Raw genomic sequence first — 12,282 nt, 5'->3', positions numbered from 1 at the left:
TATTGTTTTATTTTCTTAGGTCTTGTTGCACTTGCTGCATCGTTCTGACCCAAGGTTTTTTCGCCTGAATCTCGGCCGGTAGAGATGAAACAGCCCGTTTAGCTTCAGAAACGGAACGGTAATCACCATGAATTAAAACAAACCAAACTTTTCCATTACGTTTAGTTTCATAAACTTTGTAATGAGTAAGATTATACTTTTTAGCAAAAGCGGTCAGTGTATCTGAGCGGCTGGCACTACTTAATTGTAAAGTGTAGTGGTTTGCCGGGGTTTTCGATAAATCACTACTGGTGCCGCTGACCTCATGGTTTTTACTGCTAGCATGATTTGTCGATGGTTTTGATTTAGCCGGTGTTTCTGATTTCAGTGGACGGATATTTTCCGATTTCTGCTGTATCACTGGCGGCGGTGTTACTGTCTGTTGTTGGGCTTGATTCAGATTTTGCACTGCGTGATTTATATTACTTTGTTGTTGAGTCAGTGCATCAGGAATATTTCCTGGTAATTCAATGCGCTGATTTTGGGTTTCGCCATTGTTATTTTGAGGCTGATGAGGTTGAGTTGCAGCACCACTAACAGGAGGAACATGGATTTCCTGTGGCCTGTTAATTGTATTTGTGGTGTTACTCTCTGATGTTATGGATTGATTGTTATCGTTGTTGGACGATGAACCGGATAAATCAATATTCTTCTCGGCAACATTTGGCGATTGCTGTTTTTCATGTTCAGTTGGAGCTTTTAAAGCAGAACTGATAGCAATAATCAGTAGTACCAGCACTAAAATTCCAATGCCGAGCATCATTTGCTGACGTGAAATCGCAAATTTAGGTTTGTTTAATGGCTGACGCGAGCGTGAAGGACGGCGATCTGAGGTATCTGGCCTAAACTCACTGTCTACTCTTTGAGCCGCTCTTTGTTCATTTTCTGATTTGAATTCGTCCATATAGCCCTCCAAACAGAGCCAATACTGCCAATTGCAATTGAAGCCAGTCCGGCCGGCTGACTTAACTAAGATAGAAATTTGTCTGATAGAATTGTTATTTTATGACACAACAATCAGATGTATGCAAAAAAACATTTAATTTAATGCCATAAGCATACAACTTACTTAAAATTTACACATTTTCATGGTAAGCACTGACGAATAGCGTCAATAACACAATTGTGTTCAATATCTGAGTGGAGATCAGCTTTACCTATTTTTGTTGGAAGAACCAGCCGTAATTTACCTGCTATAACTTTCTTATCTCGCATCATATGTGGGAGATAGGCTTCTGGCGGCATGTTTTGTGGCCCGTGTACAGGCAGATTTGCCCGCTCCAACAATCGGATAATGCGTTGAGTATCCTGTTCGGAGAAGTTATCAGCAAGTTGAGCTGTTCTTGCTGCCATGACCATTCCTGCGGCAACTGCTTCTCCATGTAACCAGACACCATATCCCATTTCTGTTTCGATGGCGTGACCAAAGGTGTGACCAAGGTTCAACAGGGCACGCAAGCCACTCAATTCTTTCTCATCTGCTGCGACAACTTCAGCTTTCAATTCGCAGCAACGACGGATGCAGTAAGCCATTGCTTGGGTATCGAGAGCCAGGAGTTTACCCATATTATCTTCAAGCCAGCTAAAAAATGCGCTGTCGAGAATGATACCGTACTTAATGACCTCAGCCAGACCGGAAGAGAGTTCGCGGGCTGGAAGCGTTTGCAGGCAGTTGAGATCGACCATTACAGAGGCGGGTTGATAGAATGCGCCTATCATATTCTTGCCGAGAGGATGGTTTACTGCGGTTTTTCCTCCGACAGAGGAATCAACTTGAGCAAGAAGGGTGGTAGGCATTTGAATAAAACGGACGCCACGTTGATAACAGGCAGCGGCAAAACCAGTTAAATCACCGATTACGCCGCCACCGAGAGCGATAAGTGTTGTGTCCCGGCTGTGGTTATTTTCCAGCAAAGCAGAAAATACGTCATTTAATACGGAAAGAGATTTGTACTGTTCACCATCAGGGAGAATCACTTCATCTACCCGAATCCCGGCTTGCTGCAAGGCGGCTTTTACTTTTGCCAAATACAGCGGAGCTAGGGTTTGATTCGTTACCAGCATAACCTGCTGGCCTGCTTTTAGTGGTGCAAAAGCAGAAGGATCGTCAAATAACCCTTTTGCAATGGTAATTGGGTAACTACGTTCCCCTAAAGTGACAATGATCTTTTCCATAAGCAGCCTTCGCCTTAATTATTTATCGCTGTACAGACTTGCTTGAATCAGTTTTTTTCCAGTAACTCAATGATTTGGTTAGCGACAACTTTAGCGCTCTGTTCATCGGTACGGATAGTGACATCAGCAATTTCCTCATATAGAGGGTTACGTTCGCTTGCTAAATTTTCTAAAACTTCGCGTGCTGGTGCATCGACTTGAAGTAAGGGGCGTTTTTTATCGCGCTGGGTGCGTGCTAACTGTTTTTCAATGGTGGTTTCCAAGTAGACCACGACACCACGGGCAGACAGACGATTACGGGTTTCTCTGGATTTCACAGAACCTCCGCCAGTCGCCAGTACAATGCCTTGTTTTTCAGTGAGTTCGTTAATCACTTTTTCTTCGCGCTCGCGGAAGCCTTCTTCGCCTTCCACGTCGAATACCCAGCCCACGTCAGCTCCGGTACGTCGCTCAATTTCTTGATCAGAGTCATAAAACTCCATATTGAGTTGCTGAGCTAACTGACGACCAATAGTGCTTTTGCCGGCACCCATAGGCCCAACCAGAAAGATATTACGTTTCTCTGCCATGTTTTTGGTATTACTAAGACTATTCGTTAATGATAACCCGCCCCGCTAATCAAATCAGCAGCGGGACCTAAACTGAAACCTCATGAGCGGTAATGTGAGATCAGATAACAAAATTATCTCAGTACATCAGCCAGTTTTGCAACTATATAAATCAATGATGAGCTTTTTGTAACGAAAGCTCTGGTTTCATTGGCTGATTATTGTGATGTTAAACCCGACCACTCAATTAGCTAACTCTTGTATGCTAAATCGGACTCAGCGTCAAATCTATAAACAAGATTAGTTGGAAAAATCTGCGTATCATCATACAGAATAGTTAAGTTTTTTATGTCCAACTCACTGATATAATGGTTATATTTTTATTTTTGATCAAATGTCCATCAGTTGAGGCGTAATAAATATGACTAACTCTCGTCGGCTGTGTTTATGGCCCTTTTGGTTAAATAGTGAACCGAACAATGGAATGTCTGATAGATAAGGTACCTTTTGGGTTTGCTCGCCTTTTTTCTGTTGAAAAATTCCACCGAGAATAAGTGTCTCACCATTCTTTACAGTAACTTGAGTTATTATTTCCTGTTTGTCGATGGTTAAATTCTCACCTCCTCCTTGACTTATTGAGATCCCTGGCATGTTTTGGCTGATTTTCAGAGAGAGTCTGATTTTATTTTTTCTCAGTATATGGGGGGTAACTTCCATTCCTAGTACGGCTTCTTTAAATTGCACGGTACTTTTCTCTTTTTCTTGGCTGACGTAGGGAATATCAGAGCCTTGCTTGATGCTGGCTAGCTGTTGATGTGAGGCGGTTAATCTTGGACTAGCGATAATATCTAGTTGGTTTTCTTGCTCTAAGGCACTGAGTTCCATTTCCAGTAAACTGGTGTGAATGCGGGCAATATTGAACGCAAATCGATGCATGTTATCGTTGGCTGCTTGGTTAATATTGAGGCGGTTTATACCCGTTGTTGCATTAATCGGCTCCCCTATCGGCATGCCCCAGTAAATGCCGAGTTCATGTAGTGCTTCCCTGCTGCTGGTCACGATATGTGCCGTAATTTGCACTTGCTGTTGTGGTGTATCTATCTCTTTCAGCCAACTTTTTATCTGTGCGATGGCGATGGGGGTATCCTGTAAAATCAGACTATTAGTTTCAGGATCAAAATCAACTTTACCCTCTTTTGTTATCAGTGCGGGTCTATTTTGCTTGAGATTCAGAGCAATTCTTTCTGCGTCTGCATAGTGTAATACGGTTGAGAGGGACTGAATTTCGGTCTCATTGACTGATTGATCAAATAACTCAACCGATTGCTCTTCTGCCTCTATCATAGGGGGAGCAAAAGGATTTCTTATTTCTGCAACAACAATAGTGGGCAGAAAAAGGATCAACAGAATAAATTGCTTAGTCATAAAACTCCTCATGTGAGGTTTCTGACAGGGTGATTTTGACGTTTAGGAATTCACCTGATGGCGAAATGGAAAGCTGTTTAATCAACAGCGGTGGATGTAACGTTTGTAACGCTTCAAGAAAATTCAGCATCTGTTCGTAGTTCAAATAAATTGTGATTTGCCAGAGCGTTTTTTCCCCTTCTTTTTTACGTTGCCACTCAAGAACTTGTGCGCCAGAATTTATCAATGGCTGTTGCAGTTGTTTTATTGCGGTAATTTTTACCGCATTTTGTCGCGGCTTACTGAGTTCATTTTCTATTTGGTTGATATGTTGTTGTATATCTTCCAATAGCGGTAGCTGATTTAGTCGTTCATTGGTTGCTTTGGTATTGATTTGTTGAACTGCTATTTTTTCTGTCAGACTACTTCTCTGTTCAGCTTTTTCTTGCCAGAAGAAAAGATAAAACAGAATCAGAAATGGCATGATGATAGCTTGCTGCCAGATGAAGAGCAGCCAGGTTGGTTTGGCAAACCACCATAGGTAGTCACTTTTTATCATTGGCTATCTCCGTCTGCCAGTTAGCGTCAATAATAAATTGTCTGATTTGTTGTTCGGTGGTGGTCATCTTTTTTAGTTGAATTTCAGACAATTGCCTGTTGTTTTCAAGATTATCCAGCAGAGACGTCATACTGGAATAATCCAGACTATTAGCAACCAGTTTTAATTGACCTTCCTGATCATCGAAAGCGGTTAACCAACTTCCTTCCGGTAATAATTCAGGTAATTCATTAAATAATTGCCAATGTTGTTGGTTCTGTTTCAGCCACGTTTGTTGCTGTTTTAATTTATAGGTCAGTTTGTTGTGAAGATTGATCGCTTCCTCTGTCTGAGTTATCTGTTGTTGCAAATGTAATTGTTGCTGGCTGAGTTGTTGTAATTGCCTTTGATGCTGATTAATCGTTTCCTGTTGTTTTAGTAACATCCAGACGAGCACTGTCAGCCACAACATCAGTTGCAATAGAAGAAAAATTGCCCACCAACGATAACGATGTTTTAGCCGGGTTTGGCGCCAAGGTAGAAAATTAACCTGATACATCGTTACTTATCATCCGGTCTGAGTGCTAAACCACCGGCTATCACATATTCCATCAGTTGAATTGGCAGTGGTGGTTGATAGTGACGAAATGCTGTCAACATATCCCAAGAGTAAGTTCCTTCAGGTAGGTCTTCTTGTTGGTAGCTACTGTAGTAAACCGGTTGTTCAGCCATAGATGAGGCAGATAATTGACGGATAATCTGTTGTGGAGAAGCAGCCGTATTTGCTGATACCAAATCATAAGCGAAGGGGGCATTGGCAGGAGATACCCATAACCAGCCGGATTGTTGCCTGTGTAGCAACCAACTATCAGCGGGAACGCCGGCATATTGCGCTATATAGCGTAGGGCACAGGGAGCAATATCAATGGCATCTGGAAATATTCCTGCTTGTGCAAGACATTGTAGCCAGAGGTTGAGATCTTTCTGGCGGGCGGCGCTGATGTAGGCGTTTTGTTCAATGATACGGTAATCCAGCGCCAGTTCTCGGGTGTTAAAGGGAAATTGTTTCTCGGCGCTGGCATTGATAAACCAGCCTTGTTCCGGCTCTTTAAGGTTGATATCTGGAGGTAAAATCAGACTCTTCTGCAATGTTTGTTGTACAGGCAGGGCGAGTCTGAAACTGATTTTTTTAGGTAATTCTTGGCGCCATTGATTTAAAATATCACATAATATTTCTGGCCGTTGTAAACGACCTTCTGGCATAACCGCATCAGATAAAAGATATTGCCAGCAGTGGCGAAGCTGCCAGCCATCTCGGCGTTTTATAGCTGCGACGGCGCGGAGGGCGCCATTTTGGATGTCTAATCCGACATACCATTTTGGTGAATACATCTATCGATCTCCATATCAGTAATTTTAATAAAAGACCATATTCAAGGTGCTGTGTAACCTTTATACTACGCGCCGATTGTTTATAAACCACCCGACTAACGTGGCATGGGAAATTTCAGGTGAAGTTCGTAAAGTATTTTTTAGTCTTTGTCGTGAGTTGCATTTTTCTGGGAACGGCCTCGATTTTTGGTATGTACAAATATATCGAGCCTCAGTTACCTGATGTGGCGACATTAAAGGATGTTCGATTACAGACACCAATGCAGGTGTTCAGTGCGGATGGCGAGCTTATTGCCCAATATGGTGAAAAACGCCGTATGCCTCTTGAGCTGTCCGAAATTCCACCCATTATGGTGAAGGCGTTCATTGCAACGGAGGACAGCCGTTTTTATGAGCATCATGGGGTTGACCCTGTGGGGATCATCCGGGCAGCATCTGTCGCAATGAGTTCAGGCCATGCATCACAAGGGGCAAGCACCATTACTCAGCAACTGGCGAGAAATTTCTTTCTCACTCCTGAGAAGACGTTGATGCGTAAAATCAAGGAAGTTTTTCTGGCCATCAGGATTGAGCAATTGCTGAATAAGGATGAGATCTTCGAACTCTATCTCAATAAAATTTACCTTGGTTACCGGGCTTATGGTGTCGGGGCGGCGGCTCAAGTCTATTTTGGTAAGAGTGTCAAAGAGTTGACATTGAGTGAAATAGCCATGATTGCCGGTTTGCCAAAGGCGCCTTCTACATTTAACCCGCTTTATTCGTACAGTCGGGCGATTAACCGCCGGAATGTGGTTCTGAGCCGTATGCTCAATGAGGGCTATATTACTCAGCAGCAATATAATCAAGCCAGAAGTGAAAAGTTGGTCGCTAATTACCATGCGCCCCAGATTGCTTTCTCCGCGCCCTATTTGTCCGAGATGGTGCGTCAGGAGATGATTGAGCGTTATGGTGAGAATGCTTACACCGACGGTTATAAAGTTTACACCACGATTACGCGTAAACTTCAGTTGGCTGCCGTGGATGCGGTTCGTAATAACCTCATTGATTATGATGTGCGTCATGGCTACCGTGGAGCGCAGGAAATTTTGTGGAAAGTGGGCGAACCTGCTTGGGATCGGGAACAGATTGTCAAGAAGCTTAAGACCTTGGCAAATTATGGGTTGTTAATGCCGGCTGTGGTGACCAGAGCGGGTAGTGATCAGGCGATAGTGATGTTGCCTGATGGCAGTAGTGCGGAATTGCCAATGGCGGGTGTCCGTTGGGCCAGAAAGTTCAGATCTGATAGTGCACAGGGGGCGGTTCCTCGTAGTGTGAATGAAGTAGTTCAGGTTGGTGAACAGGTTTGGGTTCGGAAAGTAAAGGATATTTGGTGGTTGGCACAAGTGCCGGAAGTTAATGCGGCTTTGGTCTCTATTGATCCAAATGATGGTGCTGTGAAGGCGCTAGTCGGTGGGTTTGATTTCAACTTGAGTAAATTTAACCGTGTCACTCAGTCGTTACGTCAGATTGGTTCCAATATCAAACCATTTCTCTATACCGCAGCGATGGATAAAGGGCTGACATTGGCTTCATTGCTGAATGACTTACCCATTAGTCGTTGGGATGCTGGAGCCGGTACTGACTGGCGTCCGAAAAACTCACCACCGACTTATGTTGGGCCAATCCGTTTGCGTCAGGGATTAGGGCAATCGAAGAATGTCGTGATGGTTCGGGCAATGCGAGCAATGGGAGTCGATTATGCTGCTGATTACCTCCAACGGTTTGGTTTCCCGGCACAAAATATAGTACGTACAGAATCTCTGGCTTTGGGATCGCCATCATTCACACCAATGCAAATGGTACGTGGCTATTCGGTCATGTCCAATGGCGGCTATCTAGTTGATCCTTACTTTATTACTAAGATTGAAAACGACGATGGCGATATTCTATTTGAGGCTAAGCCTAAAATTGCATGTCCGCAGTGTGATATTCCAGTAATTTATGGGGATACGGTACGTTCAATCGAACTTTCTGAAAACTCGATTGAGAATGTTGCTCAATCTCATGTCAGACAACAAGAGATATTGCCGTTACCTGAGTTGGAAAGAGCGCCGGTAATTGATAGCCATGAAGATGCGCCAAAATATGCTCCTCATGTTATCAGTACTCAGTTGGCATTTTTGATCCATGATGCTTTGAATAGCAATATTTTTGGCGAGCCGGGTTGGTCAGGTACGGGGTGGCGCGCCTCACGCGATCTGAAACGTCGTGATATCGGCGGCAAAACTGGAACAACTAACAGTTCAAAAGATGCTTGGTTCTCAGGTTATGGGCCAGATATTGTCACGACGGTTTGGATTGGTTTTGATGACCACCGCAGAAGCCTTGGTCGTACCGCGGCCGGTGGCGGTGAAGCGGGTGCTAAGAGTGCGCAGCCAATTTGGGATGACTTTATGAAAATCGCACTGGAGGGGGTTCCTGAAAAAGAAGTCACACCTCCTCCGGGGGTTGTTTCTGTCGTGATAGATCGTAAGACAGGTAAACTTGCTGGCGGAGGCGGGGATACCCGTAGTGAATACTTCATTGACGGAACTCAACCTACAGAGAGTGCGGTGCAAGAAGTTGGCACAACTTTAATTGAGAATGGTGAAAGCCAAGAATTATTCTGAGGATAAGACACAGGCACAACGGAAGCGCTGTTGTGCCTGTGAACTTCAACGGTGTTTTAAATATTTTTGTGCCAGAAATAGGGCGCAGACATTACGCGCTTCGTTGAAATCAGCGTGATCCAGTAATGACATCATATCGGCTATTGGCCAGCGTATTTGTGGTAGTGGTTCAGGTTCATCCCCTTCCAGTCTTTCTGGATAGAGATTTTCAGCAATAACAATATTCATTTTGTGAGAAAAATAGGCCGGAGCCATAGTAAGTTTGGCTAATTGTTCTATTTTTCTGGCACCAAAGTTGACTTCCTCTTTTAGTTCACGGTTAGCGGCTTCGAAGATACTTTCCCCAGGGTCGATCGCACCTTTAGGAAAGCCTAATTCGTACTGCTCGATGCCGACTGCATACTCACGAATAAGCAACAATTCATCCCCAATGACCGGGATTATCAGAACAGCTTCCCGATTGGCCGGACGCATCCGTTCATAAACGCGTTTTACACCGTTACTGAATTCGAGATCAACTGACTGAATGTGAAATAAACGTGAATGGGCAATGTCCTCTATGTTTAGGATTTTAGGGTTTTTCAGGTCATTCATAATTGCCCCTGATGGTTGAATATTGGTTGAATTGAGTGTCTGTGCATTATTACGTCATAAATTATTTCATTAACCTTAGATTTTATGATGAAATTAGGTACACTCCATAAATTGACTAAATATGGCCGATTATTTTGATAAATGATAGTGATTATCGCTGGTTATTGTTGTTACTGTTATCTTTATCCTCTTTGGAAATAGATCTATGCTGTAGATAGTTTAGTGTGTGATTATATATAACTCATTGTAAAGTAAATTAAAAAACAAATAGAAATAACCTAATTCAGAACTTAACGTGTAGTTGCTAATTTGCAAACAACAATAGCAAGATTATCATGGGTATGGGGATAAAATGAGCGTAACAGTCGTTATATTGGCTATCTTGATAATTAGCCTGATTGTCATGGCTTCCTTTCTGATTTTCAAATGGAAGCTACATGATAATGCCTGTTATCTGCCTTCTGTTGCTGCACCAACCTATCGTAAACTTAATACTGATGAGTATCAGGCTATTGAATGTTATTTGAGTCGAGTGTTGCCGCCAGTTGTAACAGACCGTATTAATAAAACAAGTTGGCCAATTCTGATGGGTAAAAATGATATGGTTTATACTATCTGTCATTCCATTACCCGGTTTTCTGTTGCCTCGGATGAACTACATAGCTGGCGTTATTATATTGATATGGCAGAAGTTCATTTACCGTTTTTCCTTGAGCCTTTTATTAAACAGCAGAATATTATTGATGTTGTTCACACTGCGACAATACCACTGGTTATTTCGATTAATGGTCACTTTCTGAAAGATTTTCAACAGGATTTTCCTTCTGCTCCGGTAATTTCAGAGGTATCTCATCAACAGGCATCGATCCAGAAAAATGGTGAAACCAGCGTAAAATTACAAAATATCCGTAAAGAGACATTGGAAGAGTACCGGTTAAATCACTCATCGGGGATTTGGGAGGGGGGATTTTTGTGTTTTGGATTTTTCATTTGGTTTCTTGCATTACTTTCACCAACACTGCTTTTGCCGTGGCTGATGTTGATTGCAGGCAGCTTAGTCGTTGTCAGTTTTTTGCCGCTATTTTGTCCACTCTCAATATGCAGGCGCCAGGATATTCACTGTTTTACCGGTATACCAAAACGATGGGGATTATTTGGCGAATTTGAACAAGGGCAAATGAGTAATATTTCACTTGGTGGAATTGATTTGATTTATCCTCCTCATTGGGAGCCTTATGTTGCTCACTATCTTGATCAAAAAACCAATATTGATATTTACACTAACGGCCAGGTAGTCAGGCAAGGGCATTATCTCTCTTTGCATGAGGAAGAAAAAAATTACCCTTACCGTCGTTATGGGAAAAATCTCATGATGATCGTTAGCAGTTTGCTGATTATGTTACTACTCTATTTTTATCAGCCTGTTAGTGTACCGATGAAACTCAGTTTTGCTTGGTTGCGTGGCAGCAGCACAAAAGTCGTCACTGACGCTAGTATGATGGAAAGGATGGAATTGCGAGTTGGGGATATCCTGAAAGCAAAAGGGGTTGGTATGTGTTATATGCCGCCAAACAATATGAATGGTAAAGGAGACACCTATTTTTCTCCATTCGATTGTTCGGGGATATATTGGAATAGAGTTAATCCACTGCCAATACCAGAATCAGAAATTATAGAAAATGCCGCTAAACTGATTGCAACTGTTAATAAGCAATTACGTTTACAGGAAAATGACGATGTAATAAATCCAGACCTTGTTCAGGAGACTTTCAAATCTGGCATGATATTATTGGATAATTTCCCTGATATTATATTGAAAACTAAAGAATTATGTGAAAAAGAAACCGACTGTTTACGATTAAAAAATGCTTTGGTTAACTTGGGTAGTGCTAATGATTGGCTAACTTTGTTAAAGAATGCAGAAAGTGGCAAATTAGATGGTACTCATGTTTTATTGCGTCCGGCTGGCGCTGAAGCTTTGGGAAAATTGGTTGATGCAACTACATCATCATTTATCTACCGGGAAATAGATAAAGTCGCAATGCTGCTTAATAGTCCTTCTCCTGGCGGTGTTCTGCTTATCAGTGATGAAGGCAAACAACTGGTTGAATATATAACGCCGGCTATCATCTCTTATGACCATAGTGCGTTGGAACAATGGCGTGAATTACAGCGGTTATCGGATATGGTATTGCAAACACCCTTTGAGACAACAGGAATTATCACGGAATTGTCTGTAGACAGTCATGGAACTCGCCGGATTGTGTTGCATAATGAACTGGATTCCATGACGCTTGCTCGTTGTATTGGTACTACTGTTTTATTCTTGACTCTTTTTACGACCTTAATCATTAACTTTGTGCTGGTTGTTAAGAAAAATCGGCAGAATAAACAACGTCTAAACAAAATCAGTCAATATTACGATAACTGTTTTAATACACTTTTTCCGCCTACGCGTTGGCGATAATCGACAATGGTATGTTAGGCTTTGCTTTATTTGCCAAAGCTGATGGTAAGAGGAAAAATGAAGGGTAATTCAGACTCCGATCAAGCTGTCCGTCTGGATAAATGGCTGTGGGCGGCCCGTTTTTATAAAACACGGGCTATTGCACGAGAAATGATAGACGGTGGTAAAGTTCACTATAATGGTCAAAGAAGTAAACCGAGTAAATTGGTTGAACTAGGGGCTGAAATTAAACTGCGTCAAGGTAATGATGAACGTATAGTTGAAGTTCTTGCGTTGAGCAATCATCGACGTAGTGCGCCGGAGGCGCAGCAACTTTACCAGGAGACGGAAGCGAGTATTGCTAACCGGGAAAAAATGGCAATTGCTCGAAAAATGAATGCATTAACTATGCCTCATCCTGATCGCCGACCGGATAAAAAAGAAAGACGCACGCTGATTAAGTTTAAGAACACCAAATTAAGTGGGCAGGAATAACCT

The 12,282-nt window shown here is 42.5% G+C and carries 11 protein-coding genes; 3 read left to right on the top strand and 8 right to left on the bottom strand.

Annotated features, from left to right (window positions below):
• Positions 1-7: 7 nt before the first annotated feature.
• The 7 genes from EAE93_RS21700 to pilM all read right to left on the bottom strand — a co-directional run bounded on the left by EAE93_RS21700 (position 8) and on the right by pilM (position 6,096).
• Positions 8-943 carry an SPOR domain-containing protein gene (locus EAE93_RS21700; RefSeq protein ID WP_036779449.1) on the bottom strand — a complete coding sequence of 312 codons (936 nt, stop codon included), beginning with the start codon at positions 941-943 and terminating at the stop codon, positions 8-10.
• A gap of 182 nt (positions 944-1,125) precedes the next feature.
• The gene (gene aroB, locus EAE93_RS21695; protein ID WP_214040555.1) at positions 1,126-2,214 is read right to left on the bottom strand and encodes a 3-dehydroquinate synthase; all 1,089 of its coding nucleotides are present in this window, start codon (positions 2,212-2,214) and stop codon (positions 1,126-1,128) included.
• A 47-nt stretch (positions 2,215-2,261) separates the two neighbouring features.
• The gene (gene aroK / locus EAE93_RS21690; protein WP_036779445.1) at positions 2,262-2,783 is read right to left on the bottom strand and encodes a shikimate kinase AroK; all 522 of its coding nucleotides are present in this window, start codon (positions 2,781-2,783) and stop codon (positions 2,262-2,264) included.
• Positions 2,784-3,152: 369 nt separating this feature from the next.
• A complete protein-coding gene (pilQ, locus tag EAE93_RS21685; RefSeq protein WP_036779443.1) occupies positions 3,153-4,187 on the bottom strand; it encodes a type IV pilus secretin PilQ in 1,035 nt (344 codons plus the stop codon).
• Positions 4,180-4,725 (bottom strand): hypothetical protein, encoded by a 546-nt coding sequence (locus tag EAE93_RS21680; protein ID WP_110086031.1) that lies wholly within the window; start codon positions 4,723-4,725, stop codon positions 4,180-4,182. Before EAE93_RS21680 ends, pilQ begins: the two co-directional genes overlap by 8 nt.
• The gene (locus tag EAE93_RS21675) at positions 4,712-5,263 is read right to left on the bottom strand and encodes a PilN domain-containing protein (protein WP_110086030.1); all 552 of its coding nucleotides are present in this window, start codon (positions 5,261-5,263) and stop codon (positions 4,712-4,714) included. The genes EAE93_RS21680 and EAE93_RS21675 overlap by 14 nt, the downstream gene beginning before the upstream one ends.
• A gap of 2 nt (positions 5,264-5,265) precedes the next feature.
• Complete coding sequence (pilM, locus tag EAE93_RS21670) at positions 5,266-6,096, bottom strand: pilus assembly protein PilM (RefSeq protein ID WP_214040554.1); 831 nt, start codon at positions 6,094-6,096, stop codon at positions 5,266-5,268.
• A gap of 119 nt (positions 6,097-6,215) precedes the next feature.
• Here pilM and mrcA point away from each other — a divergent pair, with 119 nt between their 5' ends.
• The gene (mrcA, locus tag EAE93_RS21665) at positions 6,216-8,744 is read left to right on the top strand and encodes a peptidoglycan glycosyltransferase/peptidoglycan DD-transpeptidase MrcA (protein WP_214040553.1); all 2,529 of its coding nucleotides are present in this window, start codon (positions 6,216-6,218) and stop codon (positions 8,742-8,744) included.
• Positions 8,745-8,789: 45 nt separating this feature from the next.
• Here mrcA and nudE read toward each other — a convergent pair whose 3' ends face one another.
• Positions 8,790-9,338: an ADP compounds hydrolase NudE gene (nudE, locus tag EAE93_RS21660; protein WP_036779433.1), complete on the bottom strand. Its 549-nt coding sequence runs from the start codon at positions 9,336-9,338 to the stop codon at positions 8,790-8,792.
• Positions 9,339-9,690: 352 nt separating this feature from the next.
• Between nudE and EAE93_RS21655 the strand changes: the two genes are divergently transcribed.
• Both EAE93_RS21655 and hslR read left to right on the top strand, forming a co-directional pair.
• Positions 9,691-11,805 carry an intracellular growth attenuator family protein gene (locus EAE93_RS21655; RefSeq protein ID WP_214040552.1) on the top strand — a complete coding sequence of 705 codons (2,115 nt, stop codon included), beginning with the start codon at positions 9,691-9,693 and terminating at the stop codon, positions 11,803-11,805.
• A 57-nt stretch (positions 11,806-11,862) separates the two neighbouring features.
• Positions 11,863-12,279 (top strand): ribosome-associated heat shock protein Hsp15, encoded by a 417-nt coding sequence (gene hslR, locus EAE93_RS21650; RefSeq protein ID WP_214040551.1) that lies wholly within the window; start codon positions 11,863-11,865, stop codon positions 12,277-12,279.
• Positions 12,280-12,282 lie beyond the last annotated feature (3 nt).

Source organism: Photorhabdus akhurstii, from assembly GCF_018448925.1.
Taxonomy (GTDB): Bacteria; Pseudomonadota; Gammaproteobacteria; order Enterobacterales; family Enterobacteriaceae; genus Photorhabdus; species Photorhabdus akhurstii.
Note: the sequence above shows the minus strand (reverse complement) of the source record. Positions and strands in the feature narration are given on the sequence as shown.

What these genes read in the sequence shown, in the direction of transcription:
- EAE93_RS21700 (WP_036779449.1), bottom strand. Translation starts at nt 943, where the DNA reads ATGGACGAATTCAAATCAGAAAATGAACAAAGAGCGGCTCAAAGAGTA.
- EAE93_RS21655 (WP_214040552.1), top strand. Translation starts at nt 9,691, where the DNA reads ATGAGCGTAACAGTCGTTATATTGGCTATCTTGATAATTAGCCTGATT.
- nudE (WP_036779433.1), bottom strand. Translation starts at nt 9,338, where the DNA reads ATGAATGACCTGAAAAACCCTAAAATCCTAAACATAGAGGACATTGCC.
- aroB (WP_214040555.1), bottom strand. Translation starts at nt 2,214, where the DNA reads ATGGAAAAGATCATTGTCACTTTAGGGGAACGTAGTTACCCAATTACC.
- aroK (WP_036779445.1), bottom strand. Translation starts at nt 2,783, where the DNA reads ATGGCAGAGAAACGTAATATCTTTCTGGTTGGGCCTATGGGTGCCGGC.
- EAE93_RS21675 (WP_110086030.1), bottom strand. Translation starts at nt 5,263, where the DNA reads ATGTATCAGGTTAATTTTCTACCTTGGCGCCAAACCCGGCTAAAACAT.
- hslR (WP_214040551.1), top strand. Translation starts at nt 11,863, where the DNA reads ATGAAGGGTAATTCAGACTCCGATCAAGCTGTCCGTCTGGATAAATGG.
- pilM (WP_214040554.1), bottom strand. Translation starts at nt 6,096, where the DNA reads ATGTATTCACCAAAATGGTATGTCGGATTAGACATCCAAAATGGCGCC.
- EAE93_RS21680 (WP_110086031.1), bottom strand. Translation starts at nt 4,725, where the DNA reads ATGATAAAAAGTGACTACCTATGGTGGTTTGCCAAACCAACCTGGCTG.
- pilQ (WP_036779443.1), bottom strand. Translation starts at nt 4,187, where the DNA reads ATGACTAAGCAATTTATTCTGTTGATCCTTTTTCTGCCCACTATTGTT.